Below are 19,074 nucleotides of genomic sequence, written 5' to 3' on the forward strand. Positions count from 1 at the left end.
TAAAATAGACCTCATGGCATTTGCCATGGGGTCTATTTGTATGGACTAGCCTGCTAGTTTTTTTAAGACGTCATGATTGACTTTACTCTCTAGGAAGCGTAATCTAGAATTTAATTAAAGGATTAAAAGGAGGTCCCTCGATGATTGAAGTAACTTATTTAAATACTGCAAAGCAAGAAAAACACACTTCTTTTGAAGATTACAATGAATTTGTCAGAGCACAGCAAGCTTGTTGGATTGCCTTACCGGATTCAACGCCAGTCACTAAGGTGACGATAAACGGACATGATATTGGCTACAAAGGACAATATGGCGACCTTTACTTTTATATTATGAAGCTAGACTTGGCACAATATCAGTAATAATAGGAAAAAGAATCAGAAATCGTGTTCTGATTCTTTTTCTTTGAGAAAGGTAATTTTTATAAATTAAGAATATTGCTAATTGACTGAAAATGACTTACAATAGAAAGGAAGAATTTATAGAAGGAGACACATATGAAAAACAAGCGTTTAATTTGGACTTTGGTTTTCTTAGCTATCTTGACGCTCGGTTCTATTGGTACAGATCTTTTCAAAAAAGAGCACCAAGATGCTAATAAGGTCGTCAAAGTAGGAATCCTCCAGTTCGTGACTCACGATGCCCTGGATCAAATCGAGAAGGGAATTGAGGATGGTCTTAAGGAAGCTGGTTATAAGGGAGACAAGGTTAAAATCACCCTCCTAAATGCCGAAGGAGACCAGTCTAAAATTCAAACCATGTCTAAACAATTGGTCAATGACAAGAATGATGTCGTTATCGGTATTGCAACGCCAGCAGCACAAGGACTAGCGGCAGCTACCAAGAACATTCCAGTCATTATGGGAGCTATCTCAGACCCTGTTGGGGCCAAATTGGTTAAGGACCTCAAGCATCCAGAAGGCAATGTCACTGGTACCTCTAACCAAGTGCCGATTAAGCAGACAGTGGAATTGGTCAAATCATTGACACCAAATGCTAAGACAATTGGTATTCTCTACGCTTCAAGCGAGGATAATTCCAAATCACAGGTTGAAAGCTTTAAGAAATTTGCTGAAAAAGATGGGCTAAATGTGGTCGAGTATGCCGTACCATCAACCAATGAAATCAATACAACTATGTCAGTCATGACTGGTAAGGTAGATGCTATCTGGACGCCTCAAGATAATACTATTGCCTCAGCCTTTTCAACAGTAATCTCATCAGCCAACCAAGCTAAGATTCCAGTTTATACGACTGTCGATACTATGGTGAAAGAGGGCGGTTTGGCCTCAGTTGCTCAAAGCCAATATGAACTTGGAAAAGCCACAGCTCGTAGTGCTGTTAAGGTTCTTAAAGGTAAGAAAGTTAAGGATGTCCCAGTTGATGTTATTGATGATGGTACTCCAACGCTCAACCTTAAAGTTGCTCAAGACCTCAACATCACCATCCCTGACGATGTGCTTAAACAGTCAGACATCGCTGTTAAAGCTGATAAATAAGGAGGACTTATGATTATTTCATCTATTTATCAGGGGCTTCTATACGGAATCCTAGGTCTTGGGATTTACATGACTTTCCGTATTTTGGATTTTCCTGATTTGACAACAGAAGGTTCCTTTCCTCTTGGTGGGGCAGTAGCAGTAACTCTTATGAACTTTGGTTGGAACCCAATTTTAGCAACCTTGGTTGCTGTTTTGGCCGGCTGTGGTGCTGGACTTGTGACTGGTCTCCTCTATACTAAGGGAGAAATTCCTACTATTTTGGCAGGGATTTTGGTCATGACTTCTCTTAACTCAGTCATGCTTATGATTATGGGAAGGGCCAACCTAGGACTTCTTGATATTAAGACTATTCAAGATTTACTTCCTTTCAGCAAGGACTACAACCTCTTGATTGTTGGTCTCATTGCTGTAACCATTGTTATCACTGCCTTGATTGCCTTTCTTAACACGCGCCTAGGACAAGCATATATTGCCACAGGTGATAATAGAGACATGGCCAAATCTTTTGGTATCAACACAGACAATATGGAAGTGATGGGTCTTGTTATCTCAAACGGTATCATTGCCCTCTCAGGAGCCTTGATTAGCCAACAGGACGGTTATGCCGATGTTTCTAAAGGTATTGGTGTTATCGTCATTGGTCTTGCCAGCATCATCATTGGTGAGGTCCTCTATGCGACTAACTTGACTCTGTTGGAACGTTTGATTGCCATCTGTATTGGTTCAATCCTCTATCAGTTCCTTTTGACAGCAGTTATCGCTCTTGGCTTTAACACGAACTACCTCAAACTCTTTAGTGCGATTGTTCTGGCCATTTGCTTGATCTCGCCTGTCCTACGCCGAAAATTCTTTAAGGGGGTGACCTTATCACGATGACAGCTATTGTAGAACTTAAAGATGCGACTGTTAAGGTTAATAATGGTTTTGATACCGAAAAAACCATCCTGGACCATGTCAATCTTACCATTAGAGAAGGTGATTTTATTACCATTCTTGGTGGAAATGGTGCTGGAAAATCAACCCTCTTCAATGTCATTGCAGGGACCCTCATGTTGACCAGTGGTCATGTTTTTATCATGGGTGAGGATGTTACGGCTCTGCCTGCTGAGAAACGTGCCAAGTACCTCTCACGGGTCTTCCAAGATCCTAAAATGGGAACAGCACCTCGTATGACGGTTGCAGAAAATCTTTTGATTGCCAAATACCGTGGCGAAAAACGAGGTCTTAAATCACGCCAAATTCATCTCTACACAGAGGAATTTCAAGGTCTGATTGAACGTATCAGTAATGGTTTAGAAAAACACTTAGATACACCAGCAGGTCTCCTTTCAGGTGGTCAGCGTCAAGCACTCAGTCTTTTGATGGCGACACTTAAACGTCCTGAGCTCTTGCTCTTAGACGAACATACCGCAGCCTTGGATCCTAAGACAAGTGTGGCTCTCATGGAGTTGACCGATGAGTTTGTGACGGGCGACCACTTGACAGCCTTGATGATTACTCACCATATGGAAGATGCCCTTAAATACGGAAATCGTCTTATCGTTATGAAGGATGGTCAAATCATTAAAGACCTTACCAAGGAAGAAAAAGGTCAATTAGATATCACAGACTATTACGCTATGTTTGAGTAACTCTCGTCTGACTCTAAATTGTAAAATAAGCTAAAAAGTTGTATACTTAAAGAGTATGCAACTTTTTGTTGTGGCCTGTAAATCGACAAGGAGGCTGTTCGCACGAACGTTCAGCTTCTTGGACCGTCTGTAAAAATAGGCTCTAGAAGAGAGTCAAACTAAAAAGGAGAAAAACAAGCATGAGCGATATTAAAATTATTGCCCTAGGTGGAGTACGTGAAAATGCTAAGAACCTCTATATTGTTGAGATTAACGACTCTATCTTTATCTTGGATGCTGGTCTAAAGTATCCTGAAAATGAACAACTAGGTGTTGACTTTGTCATTCCTAACTTAGATTACTTGATTGAAAATAGAGATCGTATCCAAGGGATTTTCTTGACTCACGGACATGCTGATGCCATTGGTGCCTTACCTTATATCTTGCAAGAAGTCAAAGCACCAGTTTTTGGATCATCACTTACAATTGAGTTGGCTAAGCTTTTTGTGAAGAATGCTGGCGTTAAGAAATTCAATAATTTCCATGTTATTGACGCAGAAACTGAAATTGAATTTGAGAATGCTGAAGTTTCATTCTTCAAAACAACGCACTCTATTCCAGAATCAATGGGGATTGTTCTTGGAACTGACCAAGGTAATATTGTCTATACTGGTGACTTCAAATTTGACCAAGCTGCCCGTCCTTACTACAAAACTGATTTAGGTCGTTTGGCTGAAATTGGACGTGAAGGTGTCTTGGCCCTCTTGTCAGACTCAGCAAATGCGACAAGTACTGAACAAACAGCTTCGGAAGCAGAAGTTGGTCAAGAAATTGACCAAGTCATTGCCGATGCAGAAGGACGTGTTATTGTTGCTGCAGTTGCCTCAAACTTGGTACGTATTCAACAAGTCTTCGATTCAGCTGCTGATCACGGACGTCGCGTTGTTCTTACTGGTTTTGACGTTGAAAATATTGTCCGCACAGCCATCCGCCTCAAAAAATTGACTGTAGAGCATGAAAAACTTATTGTCAAACCAAAAGACATGAACAAGTTTGAAGACCACGAGTTGATTATCCTTGAAAATGGTCGTATGGGTGAACCAATCGATGGTCTCCAAAAGATGGCTGTTGGTCGTCACCGTTACGTTCAAATTAAGGATGGAGATCTGGTTTATATCGTAACAACTCCAAGCATTGCTAAAGAAGCTGTAGTGGCACGTGTCAACAACGCTATCTATAAGGCTGGTGGAACTGTTAAGATGATTACGCAGAGCCTTCGTGTATCTGGACATGCCAATGCTCGTGAACTTCAATTGATGATTAACCTCCTTCGTCCACAGTATCTCTTCCCTATCCAAGGTGAGTACCGTGACCTTCAAGCCCATGCAGAGTTAGCCTTGGAAGTTGGTATTCTTCCAGAAAATATTTATATCGTTAAACGCGGTGACATCATGCATCTATCAGAGGACCAAGGTTTCCTTCATGAAGGAGCTGTTCCAGCCGGTGATGTTATGATTGACGGTAATGCTATTGGTGATGTAGGTAATATCGTCCTTCGTGACCGCAAGGTCTTGTCTGAAGATGGTATCTTTATCGTAGCTATCACTGTGAACAAGAAGGAACGTAAGATTGTCTCTAAAGCGCGTGTGAATACACGTGGGTTCGTCTATGTTAAGAAGAGCCGTGACATTCTCCGTGAGGCTGCTGACATTGTCAATGCTACCGTTGAAAATTACTTGGCAGGAGACAGCTTCGATTGGGGTGAACTTAAAGGAGCTGTCCGAGACGATGTAGCTAAGTTCCTCTTTGACCAAACTAAACGTCGCCCAGCGATTCTTCCGGTAGTCATGGAAGTACGTTAATCATTGATGTTACAATAAGGGTGTGAGCGTCTTGCTTGCATTCATCGAAATAGAGGTAAATCTCAACAAGATTTTCTTCTTAAAGCAGAAGCTGGGATACCCCAGCTTTTCTGACATTTAGAAAGGAAAATACAATGGCTTTTTTTCAAATTGAATACTCTTCAGATGTTCTAGGACAGTACCGTCAAGTAGATGTCATTTATCCAGACCGCGACCAGATTGCTGAAACGGAAAGTGATACGGACATTCCGGTTCTCTATCTCCTTCATGGCATGGGGGGCAATCATAATTCTTGGGCCTTTCGTACCAATATTCAGCGTCTCCTTCGTAAGACTAATCTTATCGTTATTATGCCTAACTCTGAAAATGGATGGTATACAAATACCAAATACGGTGTTAAGTATTACGATGCCATTGCCAAGGAGCTTCCTCAAGTCATGCAACGTTTCTTCCCAAGTATGACTAAGAAGCGTGAAAAGACTTTTATCGCTGGACTTTCTATGGGTGGCTATGGGTCTTTCAAACTCGCCTTAACGACAAATAACTTTGCTTGTGCGGGTTCCTTCTCTGGTGCCCTTGGATTATCAGTGGAGATGATTACTGATGAAACGAGTGAGTCTAAGGAATACTGGCAAGGTGTCTTTGGAGATTTAGAAGGAAAAGACATTGAGCAGCACAAACTAGTTAACCTAGCCAAACAACATGACAAGAAAACCAAATTCTTTGCCTGGTGTGGCCTTGAGGATTTCCTTTTTGATTCTCAAGATAAGGCAGTTGCTGATTTGAAGGCCCTTGGTTTAGACATTGACTACCGTACAGATCATGGAAGACATGAGTGGTATTATTGGGAAAAACAACTAGAAGCCTACTTAGAATGGTTACCTATTGATTACGTTAAAGAAGAACGTTTGTCTTAATAGGTCAAGTTTGTAACATCTTATCAAAGAGATGATAAAAGCTTAAAGTGATATTTTTTACTTGTCAGAACTATTAGAGCTTGATATACTAGGGGAAGTTTCGAAAAGGAGGCTCAATAATGAAAAAATTATTCAGAGTAATCTTCTATATTCCCAAACTTCTTTTACAATTTATTTGGAATCTTATTTGGGCTATATTTAAACTTGCCCTAGTCCTGGCCCTCATTGGTTATGGACTCGTCTACTATGCTAATAATTCTTCAAGTACCTTAGCCACAAACATTAACCAAGCCTTTCATCAAGTAGAGCTAGGTTTTAGTGGTACCAGTACTAGTGACGTTGAGAAAGTTGTCTCTAACCTATCAACGACTGATACCATTCCAGAGTCTAATGGAGCTAGATGGGCGCAAAATACTGCTAGCATCTATATACAATCTACAGATGAAACCTTGGTAGCAGCTTATAAGGAAGCTATTACTAACTGGAATAACACGGGTGCTTTCATCTTTACTTTAACTGATGATGCCTCAACAGCTGACATTGTTGCGACAGACTACTCTGATGCGAATTCACAGGCAGCAGGTTTAGCAGACACTCAAACCAATGTTTTGACCAATCGCATCACTCATGTAGATGTGAAGTTGAACCGTTATTTCCTCTTGAATAGTGATTTTGGTTATACTCACAAGCGTATTGTGAATACGGCTGAACACGAATTGGGACATGCCATTGGCTTAGACCATGATGACTCTAAGACATCCGTTATGCAATCAGCAGGATCTTATTACGGAATTCAACAGGTGGATATTGATACGGTCCATGCTCTCTATGCAAATTAAGGAGGGGTGTCATGCGCTATTTGAAACGACTTGCTAGACGTTACCCCATGCAAACCTTCCTTTTTCTTTTCAATGCTGGGGTCTTTACTTGGTTGCAAACAACAGGAACCATGATTGCCAATCGTTTGGGCTTATCAGGTGATGGCATTTGGATTTATATTCCCACTTGGGTAAAAACGCTGACAAGTCATTCCATAGAGAGTATTCAAACCCTTTACAGTGCTTCTGGATGGAGTTGGCTAATCACCTCTATGCTTCTCACTTGGCTCTTGACTTTTCTTAGAGGTCTCATGAGAGCAGTGATTATCATTCTGTTAGTTGGTGTTGGCTTATGGCTAGTCTATCGACATTTTGAACTTTTACAAAATCTAAAACTGTCCTGATGGGCAGTTTTAGTTTCCTCTAACAAGTGACTTGGCTATCAAAACATAGACTATTTTCTGTAGATGAAATGAGATAGTTCCTTTAATAATTTCAGAACGAGCTGTAGACAAGACTTTTCGTTGTGAGAAAAGTGCCTAAAGTTTAAAAGCTTTAGGCACTCGGAAGTTTTGAGACACTAGGCTCAAAACTTAGCTATGGAATTCCGAAGGAAGTCGCTAGCGTCCGCACTCACCTAAGAAAAGTCTAAAAAGAAGAATCAATGTCAATTTAAAACTGCCAATCAGGGCAGTTTTTTGAGTTATTAGGTCATTTATTTTCTGAAGAAATATGATATAATATAGCTAATTTATTATTTTGGAGGACATTATGGCTTTAGCAAAAATCGTTTATGCCAGTATGACCGGTAACACGGAAGAAATCGCAGATATCGTTGCCAAAAAATTGGAAGAATTGGGTCACACTGTAGATGTAGACGAGTGTACAACGGTTGATGCCGCTGATTTTGAAGATGCGGACATCTGTATCGTAGCGACTTACACTTATGGTGATGGTGAGTTGCCAGATGAAATCGTTGACTTTTACGAAGATTTGGCTGACCTCGACTTGTCAGGTAAAATCTTTGGTGTTGTAGGTTCAGGAGATACCTTCTACGATTATTTCTGTCATTCAGTGGATGAGTTTGAAAATCAATTCACATTCACAGGGGCGACTAAGGGTGCTGATAGCGTCAAGGTTGACCTTTCTGCTGAAGATGAAGATATCGAAAACCTTGAAGCTTTCGCTGAAAAAGTTTCAGAAGCATTAGCATAAGAAAAAAGCAGAGTAAAGTCTGCTTTTATTGTAGTCAAAAATGGAGTTTTTATGAATGAAATAGAAAGAGATTTTAGGACGCAATCTCAACATCTCCTTTGGTCCGTTTGGCGAGGGCTCTTAGTGGGGGTGACAGCAGGAGCAGTAGTCAGTCTTTTTCGTTGGTTAATTGCCAAAGGAGCCGCATTTTCTGTAGCTATTTACGAAGACGCCCTTCATAATCCACTTCTGATTCTGGGAATTGTACTTGTTAATCTCTTGATTGCCCTTTTTATTGGTTACCTTATTAAGCAGGAAAAAGACATCAAGGGATCAGGTATTCCCCATGTTGAAGGGGAACTGATGGGGCTCTTACATCCGTCCTGGTGGTCAGTATTATGGCGTAAATTCCTAGGTGGTGTCCTTGGGATTTCAATGGGACTGATGTTGGGACGTGAGGGACCTAGTATTCAACTAGGTGCCATGACTGCTAAGGGATTAGCCAAGGGACTTAAGCTCTCTGCACGTGAGAAGCGTGTCTTGATTGCTGCTGGAGCAGCAGCAGGGTTATCAGCTGCCTTCAATGCCCCGATTGCTGGTCTTTTGTTTGTCGTCGAAGAAGTCTATCATCATTTCTCTCGTCATGTTTGGGTGACAGCATTAACGGCATCTTTAGTGGCCAATGCTGTTTCCTTACGTATCTTTGGTCAGGTACCAGTCCTTGCTATGACAGAAAAATTACCCGTGTTTCCTTTGAAGGATTATTGGATTCTTATTATTTTGGGGATTTTTCTAGGTGTGCTTGGATACGGTTATGAGTGGGTTGTCTTACGTATTGGTAAGGTCTACCAAGGGTTAGGGAAAATCTTCCACTTGCCATCTCATTTTCATGGCCTTTTGGCAGTTCTGTTTATCATTCCTATTGGTCTCTATTTCCCACACCTTTTAGGTGGTGGGAATGAATTGATTCTTGCCCTAAATGGTTTACACCTTGCTCTAACTGTGGCTATCCTCTATTTGGCTATTCGCTTTGTTTGGAGTATGTTGTCCTTTGGTTCAGGATTTCCTGGTGGGATTTTCTTGCCGATTTTGACTCTAGGTGCTCTTTCTGGTAGCGTTTTTGCAGCAGCTTTTGAAAATCTAGGATTCTTACAGGTAACTCAGTTCCCTATTTTTATCATTCTTGGTATGGCTGGATATTTCGGTGCTGTATCTAAGGCACCGCTGACTGCTATGATTTTAGTGACTGAGATGGTGGGTGACCTTCACCAATTAATGACAATTGGAGTCGTGACCCTGATTGCCTATCTAGTTATGGATTTCATGGGAGGAGAACCTGTCTATGAAGCCATGCTTCACAATCTAATAGCTCACGAACCAAAGCAAGTTGATAATATACCGACGATGATTGACTTACCGGTTACAGAGAGTCTAGCTGGTCGATTGGTTAAGGATTTAACCTTACCTGATGGAGTTTTGATTTCCACTCAGATTTTTCAAGACCAGTCTGAAGTTGTTCATGGAGACACACGTCTAAAAGCAGGAGCAACCCTGTATCTAGTTGTTAATGAAAGTAATATCAGTCAGGTAAGAAAACTCTTTTTATAAGCAATTCAATGGCTTGAGGCTCTTTTGTCCTCAGGTCATTTTTGTTATAATGGAGAGAAAAAAAGGAGGTCAGTATGAACTTAAATGAGATTCGCCAACAGATTGATACCGTTGATAATGAGATTGTGGCTTTGTTGGAAGAACGTATGAAATTGGTAACTCGAGTAAGTGCTTATAAACAACGCACTGGAAAGGCGATTTATGATCCCGAACGAGAGCAAACCTTGCTAGACAAAGTAGGCGCTAGTGTCGTTAATCCTGAATATAAAGAAGCTATCGTCGCTAGTTTTGCGGATATTATGAAGCATTCACGTACTTATCAAGCAAGTAAGCTAGAAGAAAAGTAGGTAACTAGGATGAAAGTAAAACAATTAAGTGATAGTCAAGGTCTTTCTTACTTACATTTAGTAATGTTAAGTCTTTATGCAATCTTGTTAGGTGTGCTTGTTGGGCTGATTGATGCTATTTTTGGGCGCGTGCTGATAGGACTCTCGGAATTTCGTGACCACCATCTCTTTTATCTGGTACCAGCACTTCCTTTGGCTGGACTTTTGATAGTTTACCTTTACCAAAAGTTTGCGGGTAAGGCAGCACAGGGAATGGGCTTGATTTTCAAGGTTGGACATAATGAGGAGGATCAAATCCCCCTAAGGTTAATTCCACTTGTGACTGTAACCACATGGCTGACCCACCTTTTCGGGGGTTCTGCAGGTCGTGAGGGAGTTGCTGTACAACTGGGGGCCACAGTTTCTCATGCTTTTAGTCGCTATTTTAAGTTCCCGAATGCTTCACGTATTTTCTTGACCATGGGTATGGCAGCTGGTTTTGGAGGACTCTTCCAAACACCAATTGCTGCGACCTTCTTTGCGCTTGAGGTCTTGACCCTAGGACAGTTAAGTCTGCCAATATTGGTACCGACTCTTATTGCATCTTTTGTGGCGAGTACGACAAGCCATCTCTTAGGTCTTGAAAAATTTAGCCACTTTGTATCTGAAAGTTTAACTATTGACCTTGGGACGTTTATTAAGTTAGCTCTTTTAGGTCTGGCCTTTGGTCTAGCAGGAAATCTCTTTGCTTTTCTCTTGTCAATAGCTAAAAAGAAAGTAGCAAGTCTGCTCCCAAATCCTTATTATCGTGTTCTCTTAGGAAGTGTCGTCTTAACCTGTCTTCTTTTGATTTTGTGGAAGGGACGCTATACAGGTCTTGGAACGAATTTGATTGCTTTAAGTGTTGGTGGTGGGACCATTTATCCATTGGATTGGCTCTTGAAATTGCTCTTGACCGTCTTTACCCTATCTCTTGGTTTCCAAGGAGGAGAAGTAACTCCTTTGTTTGCAATCGGAGCAAGTCTTGGTGCTGTTCTAGCACCAGTTCTAGGACTTCCAATTCCACTTGTAGCGGGTCTTGGTTATCTGTCTGTCTTTGGTAGCAGTACCAATACCCTTTTAGCACCTATTTTCATTGGCGTTGAAGTCTTTGGTCCCGCTAATGCACTCCCTTATGCGATTGTCATGGCTTTTGCTTATCTCATTAATCATAAGACGAGCATTTATGGACAACAAAAAATGTTAGAAATGCAATAAGATACTAGACATCCTGATAATTTTTTGATAGAATACTAAGAGTGTGTAATGGACACACAAAAATAACGGCTAATCCGCTGAGACACAGAGGTTGCTCTTAAGATTAGTAAGATAGGAGTATATAAAAATGAATCCATTGATCCAAAGTTTGACAGAAGGTCAACTTCGTACTGACATCCCATCATTCCGTCCTGGTGACACTGTTCGCGTTCACGCAAAAGTTGTCGAAGGAACTCGTGAACGTATCCAGATCTTTGAAGGTGTAGTTATTTCACGCAAAGGTCAAGGGATCTCAGAAATGTACACAGTTCGTAAAATTTCAAGCGGTATCGGTGTAGAACGTACTTTCCCAATCCACACTCCACGTGTTGAAAAGATTGAAGTTGTACGCTACGGTAAAGTCCGCCGTGCTAAACTTTACTACTTGCGTGCTTTGCAAGGTAAGGCTGCACGTATCAAAGAAATCCGTAAATAATTTACAGATTTCACATAAAAAATCTGTCCTCGTGGCAGATTTTTTCATAAGTCCTCTTAGTTAAATGGATATAACAACTCCCTCCTAAGGAGTCGTTGCTGGTTCGATTCCGGCAGGGGACATTTTTAAGCCTTTAACCATGCGGTTTTAAGCTATTCTGCCCCAAATTTAAACCAAATGTATTTGACGCCTATTGAATTATAGGTGTTTTTTTGATATGCAAAAACCCTAGTCAGGATTAGTCCTAACTAGGGTTTCGGATAGAATACTAGTGATGTTAAGTATTCTGTTATCTCATTAATTGGAATTGGCAGTTGTATCTGTGCTTGATGAAGCTTGTGGGTACTCGTAAGGATTGTTATCAACGTCGTTAACCCACTCATTGCTCTGATCAGTTGAGCTTGAGTGATTGCTTCCTCCACCAGCACCTGCGGCGAAGGCTGCATCGTGACCTCCACCGCCTCCTCCGTTAGTGGCATAGGAGCCATCTTCTGGTCCGCCCCAACCTCGTCCGCCTTCAGCAGGCTTGGACTTTTCTTGATTTCCATCTTGATGAGGTGTTTGGTTGTTTTGTTTTTGATTTGCTTCTTGAGCAGAAGGAGATGCTTGGTTCTTATTTTCGTCTTTAGCATCCTTCTTATGATTTTCCGTCGAAGTAGCAGTTGAAGATTTAGTATTCTCTTTTTTATGAGATGAGCTACTTTTTGATGAAAGGCTGTGAGAGATGTGATGCGTTTTTGCTGCTGGCTTTACAGGTTCTTTTAAATGTTTTGATAAAAAACCGAAGAGAAAGAAGAAAGCTAGCAAAGAGAAGGTGATGATATTATATTTTTTTCTTTTCAAATTTGGCTCCGTTCCTAGTCATAGATGAAGAGTAAAAATAACAGTAAAAAACCAGGTTTCCCTGGTTCTCATTATTAGCGACTTACACGACGGCGAGCTGCTTTTTTACGGTTTTCTTCGATGAAAGCCAATTTCTTTTCTTCTGGTTCGATAATGGTTTTCTTAACTGCGAAGACAGCACCTGCTACAGTAGCAGCAGTTCCGATAACGCCAGTAGCGACACCTTTAGCGAATGAATGTTTTTTAGCCATGAGACTATCCTCCGTATATGTTATAATATGCTTATATTATCTAAAAAAATATCTAGAATAGCAAGTGAAAACATTATGAAAACCAAACTTATTGTAGTAGCTGGTCCTACTGCTGTGGGAAAAACAGCGCTTGGAATTGAATTGGCCAAGCGTTTTAATGGCGAAATTATTTCAGGAGATAGTCAGCAGGTTTACCGACAATTGAATATAGGAACCGCCAAGGCCACTCCTGAAGAGCAGGCAGCAGCAGTGCATCATCTGATTGATGTTCGCGATGTTGACGAGTCCTATTCAGCCTATGATTTTGTGACAGAGGCAGAGGCTGCCATTACTGATATTGTTAGTCGTGGTAAGTTGCCTATTATTGTAGGAGGAACAGGTCTCTATTTACAAAGTCTCCTAGAAGGGTATCACCTAGGGGGACAGGTAGATCAGGAGCAGGTCTTAGCCTATCGCACGGAATTAGAGCAATTATCTGATCAGGAACTTTTTGAAAAGATTTATCGCTTAGGTATTGAGATTAAAGAGATTAACCGTCGTCGTGCTATTAGAGCACTTGAACTTCATCGTTTTTCGGAGAATCTTGAAAATACTGAGACGACTTATGATCCCTTTCTTATCGGATTAGATGATGAACGTTCCTTGATTTATGACCGCATCAATACACGAGTAGACAAGATGGTTGAACATGGTCTCTTGGAAGAGGCCAAGTGGCTGTACGATAATTATCCTGATGCCCAGTCAGCTCGTGGTATAGGCTACAAGGAGTTGTTTCCTTATTTTGCTGGGAACCAAACCTTGGACGAAGCCTTGGAAAAACTCAAGCAAAATACACGTCGATTTGCTAAACGGCAATTAACCTGGTTCAGAAATCGAATGACTGTTAAGTTTTATCAGATTTCTAGTTCAGAATATCCTGAAAATGTCGTTCAAGATCTTGAATTATTTTTAAATAAAAGGGAAGGAGAAAAGGTAGGTCAATCTTAGTTTTAAGAACCAATCTTTGCTATAATGGTAGTTATGACTAACGAAGAAAAAAAATCAGCCTATGAATTAATGCTAGCACAGGCTAAGGTGCTTTTTGCCAATGAAGACAATGCTTTGGCCAACTTTTCTAATGCCTCAGCTCTCTTGAATACAACCCTGCCGAATTCTGTGTTCACAGGCTTCTACCTGATGGATAATGTCAAGAATGAGTTAATCCTTGGTCCTTTCCAAGGTAATGTTTCTTGTGTTCGAATTGCCCTAGGTAAGGGTGTTTGTGGCCAGTCTGCAGCAGAAAATAGAACCTTAATTGTCGAAGACGTCACCAAACACGCCAATTACATCGCTTGTGATTCCGCTGCTCGAAGTGAAATTGTTGTACCAATGGTAAAAGATGGCAAATTAGTTGGTGTTCTCGATTTGGATTCTCACCAAGTAGGAGACTATAACGACGTAGATCAAGATTATCTTGAAGCATTTGTCAAAATTTTACTTGAGAAAACCGAGCTTACATTTGGAATGTTTGAGGTAAACTAATGTATCAAGCCTTATATCGTAAATACCGTAGTCAGACCTTTGGTGAAATGGTTGGTCAAAAAGTGATTTCAACCACGCTCAGACAGGCGGTAGAGTCAGGGAAAATCAGCCATGCCTATCTCTTTTCTGGGCCACGTGGTACCGGTAAAACCAGTGCGGCGAAAATCTTTGCCAAGGCTATGAACTGTCCTAATCAAGTTGATGGTGAGCCTTGTAATCACTGCGATATTTGTCGTGATATTACAAACGGAAGTCTCGAAGATGTGATTGAAATTGATGCCGCTTCAAACAACGGTGTTGATGAGATTCGTGAGATTCGTGATAAGTCAACCTATGCCCCAAGTCGTGCGACTTACAAGGTCTATATTATCGACGAAGTGCACATGCTTTCGACAGGTGCCTTCAATGCTCTTTTGAAGACTTTGGAAGAACCAACTGAAAATGTTGTTTTTATTCTGGCGACCACTGAATTACATAAGATTCCTGCAACCATCCTCTCTCGTGTCCAACGTTTTGAGTTTAAATCGATCAAGCAGGGAGCTATTAAAGAGCATTTGGCTTCAATTCTGGAAAAAGAAGGATTAACCTTTGATGATGAGGCTTTGACCATTATTGCTCGTCGTGCGGAAGGTGGTATGCGTGATGCTTTGTCAATCTTAGACCAAGCACTGAGTCTTTCCCCTGACAATCATGTCAGTCAAGCTGTAGCTGAAGAAATCACTGGTTCTATTGGTTTAACAGCCTTAGACAGTTTTGTCGCTAACGTTCGCAATCAAGAGACTACGCAAGCTTTATCAAATCTCGAAACTCTTTTTGATAATGGTAAGTCTATGAGCCGTTTTGCGACAGATCTCTTGGAGTATTTCCGTGATCTTTTGATTGTCAAAGCGGGCGGAGAGAACAGTCACCATAGTCCCCTTTTTGAGGAGAATCTTTCTCTGGAGCAAGACCGACTTTTCCAATTGATTGACTTGGTTACAAGTGCCTTGCCAGAAATTAAAACTGGAACACATCCTAAAATCTATGCGGAAATGCTGACTATAAAATTGTCAGAGACTCATACTCAGGTTTCACAAGAAATTCCAGAGAATTTACAAGAAGAGTTAGATAGTCTTCGTCGCGAGGTAGAAGGTCTACGTAAAGCTCTTAAAGAGGGCAAAGTCCAAGGAGAAGTAGCACCAACTCGAAAAGTCAAACCTGCTTATCAGTACAAGGTGGATCGTGAAAAGATTCTCACGATTATGCGTGAAACCATGGAAAATCCGCAGAAATCACGCCAGTGTCTGGATGCCCTAAAGGCAACTTGGCCTGAAATCTTGGATTCTATTAGCCCACAAAATAGGGCACTTTTGAATGGATCTGAGCCTGTATTAGCCAATCAGGAAAATGCTATCCTGGCATTTAATGCTGCCTTTAATGCTGAACAGGTCATGAAACGCAGTGATCTCAATGATATGTTTGGTAATATCATGAGTTCAGCTGCCGGTTTCTCACCTAATATTATGGCTGTTCCAAAAGCAGAATTTGAAAAACTCCGCACAGAATTTGCACGCAGTCTCAAATCCAAAGAAGAATTGGAAAAAGAAGATCGTGAAGAGTATATCCCTCAAGAACTCGAGTTTCTCTCTGATGTAGTAGAAATAGAGGACTAAAAAGGTCCAGTGGACCTTTTTAGGTCCGAGCCAAGAAACCCAAAAGCGAGGATGTCCATTGGACCTTTTTAGGTCCGAGCCAAGAAATGCAAAAGCGAGGTGCTCCAAGGGATTTGTTTGATTTCTGAAGCTGATAATTGGCAGGTCCATCTGTGTAAAAATGAAAAGAGCCTAGACTGCTTGTCCTAGGCTCTATCTATTGATATAATAATCTTATGATTCAACAAATTTTGTTTATTACGCTTGAAACTATTTTTGAAACGGTTTGTTTTAATTACAGTTTACAGCACGGCTATTACTTTTTTACAGCCTTTTTTGGTTATTTACTGTTTCGTCGTCTTTGGACAACCTATGTTGTTTCACGCATTGCGCGTGCAGCCGACAAGTCTACCAAGAAGTAAGACTTACTTCGCCAGCGGTCAACCATTTTTCCTGACCATCATCAGTAAGAACGAGAAGTTGGCCCTTATCGCCAATTTCCTTGGCAATACCAGTATAAGTCCTTCCAGCTTGTTCAAAGGTCACTTGTTTGTCTAAAACGAGGGACTTTTCTTTATAGACTTTGACCAAATCGCTAGTAGGAATAGTTAAAAAGAGTTTCCAAATTTCTGAAATGAGCTGGTTTCGAGTGATGCTTGGTTTTTCAGAAGTAAAAAGACTAGTAGCTTTATTAGCTAACTCTTCAGGAAAATCAGTGATTGAGAAGTTAAGCCCAACCCCGATAATGACATCTGTGATGCGACCAGATTCGATAGAACTAATGGCTTCGGTAAGGATACCAGCCATTTTTTTGTTGTTGAGGTAAATGTCATTAACCCATTTAATTTCTGTATTGATTCCGGTTAGACGCTGGATAGCTTTGACAATAGCAGCGGCCGCCATCATCGTATAAGGAGGTAATTCCTCAAAATGACAGTTGGGCTTTAAGTGGATACTCATGTAGATACCACCTTGTGGACTGGCAAAGAAGTGACGTTCAAATCGTCCTTTGGCTGCCTTTTGACTTGATGCCAGGTAAAGTGCAGGCGTCGGATTATTCTTTTCCATGCCATGTTTAGCATCTAGTTGGGTAGAGTTAGAATCTGGATTAAAGTAGACTGGAATGTTGAGTTGCTTAGAGATGTCTTGAGGAAGAAGAATATCTCCCTTTTCTAAATAGTAGCCTTTCTTGCGGACACTGGTAATGTCAATTCCTTGTTCTTGAAGTGTTTGAATTGCCTTCCAAATGGCTGTCCGTGAGACACCAAGGCTTTTAGCAAAGCTCTCTCCCGTTACAAAGTCAGGACTCTTCGATAAGATGTCATAAACGTGTTCATAAGTTTTCATATCCTAAGTATAATACAAAAGATGGTAAAATGCTCACTATAAATTATTGATAAGGCTTGATAATAAATAACTATATGACTAGACTGAAAAAACATGATAATAAATAACTATATGACTAGACTGAAAAAACATGATATAATGGAAGGTAGTTATTAAGTCCCGATAAGGCAACAGTCATCCTAGAGTTGGCTGTTGGTTCTTTGTAACTTTTTAACGGCGTCTAGCTCCATTAGGAGTATAGCGTTTTACCTATTAGGAGACGGTTAAATCCGTGCTATCTAATACTATTTTTCATATTAAAAGGGGGACATTTTATATGTCAGAACGTAAACTTTTCACGTCTGAATCAGTATCTGAGGGGCATCCAGATAAAATTGCAGACCAAATTTCGGATGCCATTCTTGATGCGATTTTAGCAGAGGATCCAGATGCACACGTTGCAGCAGAAACAGCTGTCTACACTGGTTCTGTCCATGTTTTTGGTGAAGTTTCTACAACAGCTTATGTGGACATTAACCGTGTGGTTCGTGATACTATCGCTGAAATTGGTTATAATAATGCAGAGTACGGCTTTGCGGCAGAATCTGTTGGGGTCCACCCATCATTGATTGAACAATCTCCAGATATTGCTCAAGGTGTCAATGAAGCACTTGAAGTTCGTGAAACTGGTGATCAAGACCCACTTGATCTTATCGGAGCTGGTGACCAAGGTTTGATGTTTGGTTTTGCTATTGACGAAACTCCAGAGTTTATGCCACTTCCAGTTAGCCTTTCACATAAATTGGTTAAAAAATTGGCAGATTTGCGTAAATCTGGTGAGATTTCATATCTTCGTCCAGATGCTAAATCTCAGGTTACCGTTGAGTATGATGAGAATGACCAACCAGTACGTGTTGATACAGTCGTTATCTCAACGCAACACGATCCTGAAGCGACTAACGACCAAATTCGTCAAGATGTCATTGAAAAAGTCATTAAGGCAGTTATTCCAGCCGAATACTTGGATGAGGAGACTAAATTCTTTATCAACCCAACAGGTCGTTTTGTTATCGGAGGACCTCAAGGGGACTCTGGTTTGACTGGTCGTAAAATCATTGTTGATACTTATGGTGGTTACTCAAGACACGGTGGTGGTGCATTTTCTGGTAAGGATGCTACTAAGGTTGACCGCTCAGCTTCATATGCAGCTCGCTACATTGCCAAAAACATTGTAGCTGCTGGTCTTGCTAAGAAAGCAGAAGTACAATTGGCTTATGCTATCGGTGTTGCTAACCCTGTGTCAGTCCGTGTTGATACCTTCGGAACGGCTACAGTTGCTGAAAGCAAACTTGAAGCTGCTGTCCGCGATCTCTTTGACTTGCGTCCGGCAGGTATCATTCAAATGCTGGATCTTAAACGTCCTATCTATCGTCAAACAGCGGCCTATGGTCACATGGGACGTACGGACGTCGATCTTCCATGGGAAAAATTGGACAAGGTAGATGCCCTCAAAGCAGCTGTAGAAGCTTAAAGAAGTCTAATATTACTTTCAATTTAATAATATCAAAGCAACAGAATTTAATTTTTTTGAATTCTGTTTTTTTGTTTTGAAAATAAATAATATGAATTTTCTGACTTTAAACACTTGTAAAGCCTATGGATTGAGTGATTTAAGGATAAAAACTACTTGCTAGAAATAAATTCTTTAGGTGAAAACCTTTGAAAGGAGTTGAAAAATAAGAATAAATTGCTATAATAAGAGTGACGATGTAAATATAAAACTAGAGTCATTTTAGATTGATAGAGTAAGAAGAAATACCTTTAAATAAGGTTTAATAGGTGTTAGACAATCTAAAGTGATCTGGTTAGTTTGTGATTTCTTGGGGAAGCTAATCAACATAACAAGATATTTAGTTAGTCAATTTAATCTATT

Annotated in this window: 21 protein-coding genes and 1 tRNA gene; 19 read left to right on the plus strand and 3 right to left on the minus strand. The window is 40.6% G+C overall.

The features are described from left to right. Nucleotides 1-140: 140 nt before the first annotated feature. From O3670_RS08455 to O3670_RS08520, 14 genes are all read left to right on the plus strand, one after another. On the plus strand, nucleotides 141-362 hold the full coding sequence (locus tag O3670_RS08455; protein ID WP_002890796.1) for a DUF4649 family protein: 222 nt from the start codon (nucleotides 141-143) through the stop codon (nucleotides 360-362). Nucleotides 363-497: 135 nt separating this feature from the next. Beyond that, nucleotides 498-1,499: a tryptophan ABC transporter substrate-binding protein gene (gene trpX / locus O3670_RS08460; protein ID WP_002890797.1), complete on the plus strand. Its 1,002-nt coding sequence runs from the start codon at nucleotides 498-500 to the stop codon at nucleotides 1,497-1,499. A 9-nt stretch (nucleotides 1,500-1,508) separates the two neighbouring features. Further along, entirely contained in the window at nucleotides 1,509-2,378 is an 870-nt protein-coding gene (locus tag O3670_RS08465) for an ABC transporter permease (RefSeq protein ID WP_002883493.1), read from the plus strand. Beyond that, complete coding sequence (locus O3670_RS08470; protein ID WP_225745077.1) at nucleotides 2,375-3,133, plus strand: ABC transporter ATP-binding protein; 759 nt, start codon at nucleotides 2,375-2,377, stop codon at nucleotides 3,131-3,133. Before O3670_RS08465 ends, O3670_RS08470 begins: the two co-directional genes overlap by 4 nt. Before the next feature lie 179 nt (nucleotides 3,134-3,312). Continuing rightward, nucleotides 3,313-4,974 (plus strand): ribonuclease J, encoded by a 1,662-nt coding sequence (locus tag O3670_RS08475; protein ID WP_175062852.1) that lies wholly within the window; start codon nucleotides 3,313-3,315, stop codon nucleotides 4,972-4,974. 134 nt (nucleotides 4,975-5,108) lie between these two features. Further along, nucleotides 5,109-5,891 carry an alpha/beta hydrolase gene (locus O3670_RS08480; protein WP_371596002.1) on the plus strand — a complete coding sequence of 261 codons (783 nt, stop codon included), beginning with the start codon at nucleotides 5,109-5,111 and terminating at the stop codon, nucleotides 5,889-5,891. Between the two features lie 119 nt (nucleotides 5,892-6,010). Beyond that, nucleotides 6,011-6,730 (plus strand): matrixin family metalloprotease, encoded by a 720-nt coding sequence (locus tag O3670_RS08485; protein ID WP_004182633.1) that lies wholly within the window; start codon nucleotides 6,011-6,013, stop codon nucleotides 6,728-6,730. Between the two features lie 11 nt (nucleotides 6,731-6,741). Further along, the gene (locus O3670_RS08490) at nucleotides 6,742-7,113 is read left to right on the plus strand and encodes a hypothetical protein (protein ID WP_037600183.1); all 372 of its coding nucleotides are present in this window, start codon (nucleotides 6,742-6,744) and stop codon (nucleotides 7,111-7,113) included. A 367-nt stretch (nucleotides 7,114-7,480) separates the two neighbouring features. Then, nucleotides 7,481-7,924, plus strand: coding sequence for a flavodoxin (locus tag O3670_RS08495; RefSeq protein ID WP_002883520.1), 444 nt, complete (start codon nucleotides 7,481-7,483; stop codon nucleotides 7,922-7,924). A 51-nt stretch (nucleotides 7,925-7,975) separates the two neighbouring features. After that, nucleotides 7,976-9,511: a H(+)/Cl(-) exchange transporter ClcA gene (locus O3670_RS08500; RefSeq protein ID WP_048674620.1), complete on the plus strand. Its 1,536-nt coding sequence runs from the start codon at nucleotides 7,976-7,978 to the stop codon at nucleotides 9,509-9,511. A 74-nt stretch (nucleotides 9,512-9,585) separates the two neighbouring features. Continuing rightward, nucleotides 9,586-9,858, plus strand: a complete 273-nt coding sequence (locus O3670_RS08505; protein WP_048674623.1) for a chorismate mutase — start codon at nucleotides 9,586-9,588, stop codon at nucleotides 9,856-9,858. Between the two features lie 9 nt (nucleotides 9,859-9,867). Next, nucleotides 9,868-11,094 carry a chloride channel protein gene (locus O3670_RS08510; protein ID WP_048674626.1) on the plus strand — a complete coding sequence of 409 codons (1,227 nt, stop codon included), beginning with the start codon at nucleotides 9,868-9,870 and terminating at the stop codon, nucleotides 11,092-11,094. A 127-nt stretch (nucleotides 11,095-11,221) separates the two neighbouring features. Then, entirely contained in the window at nucleotides 11,222-11,569 is a 348-nt protein-coding gene (gene rplS / locus O3670_RS08515; protein WP_002883489.1) for a 50S ribosomal protein L19, read from the plus strand. 50 nt (nucleotides 11,570-11,619) lie between these two features. Then, nucleotides 11,620-11,691: transfer RNA gene (locus O3670_RS08520), tRNA-Arg, on the plus strand. A gap of 175 nt (nucleotides 11,692-11,866) precedes the next feature. Here the strand turns inward: O3670_RS08520 and O3670_RS08525 are convergent. Next, nucleotides 11,867-12,412 (minus strand): hypothetical protein, encoded by a 546-nt coding sequence (locus O3670_RS08525; RefSeq protein WP_073690059.1) that lies wholly within the window; start codon nucleotides 12,410-12,412, stop codon nucleotides 11,867-11,869. 74 nt (nucleotides 12,413-12,486) lie between these two features. Further along, entirely contained in the window at nucleotides 12,487-12,663 is a 177-nt protein-coding gene (locus O3670_RS08530) for a DUF3042 family protein (protein WP_002883513.1), read from the minus strand. A 75-nt stretch (nucleotides 12,664-12,738) separates the two neighbouring features. Here O3670_RS08530 and miaA point away from each other — a divergent pair, with 75 nt between their 5' ends. From miaA to O3670_RS08550, 4 genes are all read left to right on the plus strand, one after another. After that, entirely contained in the window at nucleotides 12,739-13,650 is a 912-nt protein-coding gene (gene miaA / locus O3670_RS08535; RefSeq protein ID WP_073690058.1) for a tRNA (adenosine(37)-N6)-dimethylallyltransferase MiaA, read from the plus strand. A 33-nt stretch (nucleotides 13,651-13,683) separates the two neighbouring features. Beyond that, nucleotides 13,684-14,184 (plus strand): free L-methionine (R)-S-oxide reductase MsrC, encoded by a 501-nt coding sequence (gene msrC / locus O3670_RS08540; protein WP_290439105.1) that lies wholly within the window; start codon nucleotides 13,684-13,686, stop codon nucleotides 14,182-14,184. Then, nucleotides 14,184-15,836, plus strand: coding sequence for a DNA polymerase III subunit gamma/tau (gene dnaX, locus O3670_RS08545; protein ID WP_155222737.1), 1,653 nt, complete (start codon nucleotides 14,184-14,186; stop codon nucleotides 15,834-15,836). The genes msrC and dnaX overlap by 1 nt, the downstream gene beginning before the upstream one ends. A 215-nt stretch (nucleotides 15,837-16,051) precedes the next feature. After that, the gene (locus O3670_RS08550) at nucleotides 16,052-16,237 is read left to right on the plus strand and encodes a DUF3272 family protein (protein WP_002883500.1); all 186 of its coding nucleotides are present in this window, start codon (nucleotides 16,052-16,054) and stop codon (nucleotides 16,235-16,237) included. On the opposite strand, the gene birA is transcribed toward O3670_RS08550, so the two are convergent. Further along, complete coding sequence (gene birA, locus O3670_RS08555; RefSeq protein ID WP_038675868.1) at nucleotides 16,224-17,162, minus strand: bifunctional biotin--[acetyl-CoA-carboxylase] ligase/biotin operon repressor BirA; 939 nt, start codon at nucleotides 17,160-17,162, stop codon at nucleotides 16,224-16,226. The genes O3670_RS08550 and birA overlap by 14 nt on opposite strands. 316 nt (nucleotides 17,163-17,478) lie before the next feature. Between birA and metK the strand changes: the two genes are divergently transcribed. Continuing rightward, nucleotides 17,479-18,672, plus strand: a complete 1,194-nt coding sequence (gene metK / locus O3670_RS08560; protein WP_371596003.1) for a methionine adenosyltransferase — start codon at nucleotides 17,479-17,481, stop codon at nucleotides 18,670-18,672. Nucleotides 18,673-19,074: the final 402 nt, after the last annotated feature.

Origin of the sequence: Streptococcus sp. 27098_8_74, from assembly GCF_041431705.1 — a bacterium.
Lineage (GTDB): Bacteria > Bacillota > Bacilli > Lactobacillales > Streptococcaceae > Streptococcus > Streptococcus salivarius_E.

Coding starts and splice junctions, on each gene's coding strand:
- O3670_RS08455 (WP_002890796.1), top strand. CDS start 141: ATGATTGAAGTAACTTATTTAAATACTGCAAAGCAAGAAAAACACACT.
- trpX (WP_002890797.1), top strand. CDS start 498: ATGAAAAACAAGCGTTTAATTTGGACTTTGGTTTTCTTAGCTATCTTG.
- O3670_RS08465 (WP_002883493.1), top strand. CDS start 1,509: ATGATTATTTCATCTATTTATCAGGGGCTTCTATACGGAATCCTAGGT.
- O3670_RS08470 (WP_225745077.1), top strand. CDS start 2,375: ATGACAGCTATTGTAGAACTTAAAGATGCGACTGTTAAGGTTAATAAT.
- O3670_RS08475 (WP_175062852.1), top strand. CDS start 3,313: ATGAGCGATATTAAAATTATTGCCCTAGGTGGAGTACGTGAAAATGCT.
- O3670_RS08480 (WP_371596002.1), top strand. CDS start 5,109: ATGGCTTTTTTTCAAATTGAATACTCTTCAGATGTTCTAGGACAGTAC.
- O3670_RS08485 (WP_004182633.1), top strand. CDS start 6,011: ATGAAAAAATTATTCAGAGTAATCTTCTATATTCCCAAACTTCTTTTA.
- O3670_RS08490 (WP_037600183.1), top strand. CDS start 6,742: ATGCGCTATTTGAAACGACTTGCTAGACGTTACCCCATGCAAACCTTC.
- O3670_RS08495 (WP_002883520.1), top strand. CDS start 7,481: ATGGCTTTAGCAAAAATCGTTTATGCCAGTATGACCGGTAACACGGAA.
- O3670_RS08500 (WP_048674620.1), top strand. CDS start 7,976: ATGAATGAAATAGAAAGAGATTTTAGGACGCAATCTCAACATCTCCTT.
- O3670_RS08505 (WP_048674623.1), top strand. CDS start 9,586: ATGAACTTAAATGAGATTCGCCAACAGATTGATACCGTTGATAATGAG.
- O3670_RS08510 (WP_048674626.1), top strand. CDS start 9,868: ATGAAAGTAAAACAATTAAGTGATAGTCAAGGTCTTTCTTACTTACAT.
- rplS (WP_002883489.1), top strand. CDS start 11,222: ATGAATCCATTGATCCAAAGTTTGACAGAAGGTCAACTTCGTACTGAC.
- O3670_RS08530 (WP_002883513.1), bottom strand. CDS start 12,663: ATGGCTAAAAAACATTCATTCGCTAAAGGTGTCGCTACTGGCGTTATC.
- miaA (WP_073690058.1), top strand. CDS start 12,739: ATGAAAACCAAACTTATTGTAGTAGCTGGTCCTACTGCTGTGGGAAAA.
- msrC (WP_290439105.1), top strand. CDS start 13,684: ATGACTAACGAAGAAAAAAAATCAGCCTATGAATTAATGCTAGCACAG.
- dnaX (WP_155222737.1), top strand. CDS start 14,184: ATGTATCAAGCCTTATATCGTAAATACCGTAGTCAGACCTTTGGTGAA.
- O3670_RS08550 (WP_002883500.1), top strand. CDS start 16,052: ATGATTCAACAAATTTTGTTTATTACGCTTGAAACTATTTTTGAAACG.
- birA (WP_038675868.1), bottom strand. CDS start 17,162: ATGAAAACTTATGAACACGTTTATGACATCTTATCGAAGAGTCCTGAC.
- metK (WP_371596003.1), top strand. CDS start 17,479: ATGTCAGAACGTAAACTTTTCACGTCTGAATCAGTATCTGAGGGGCAT.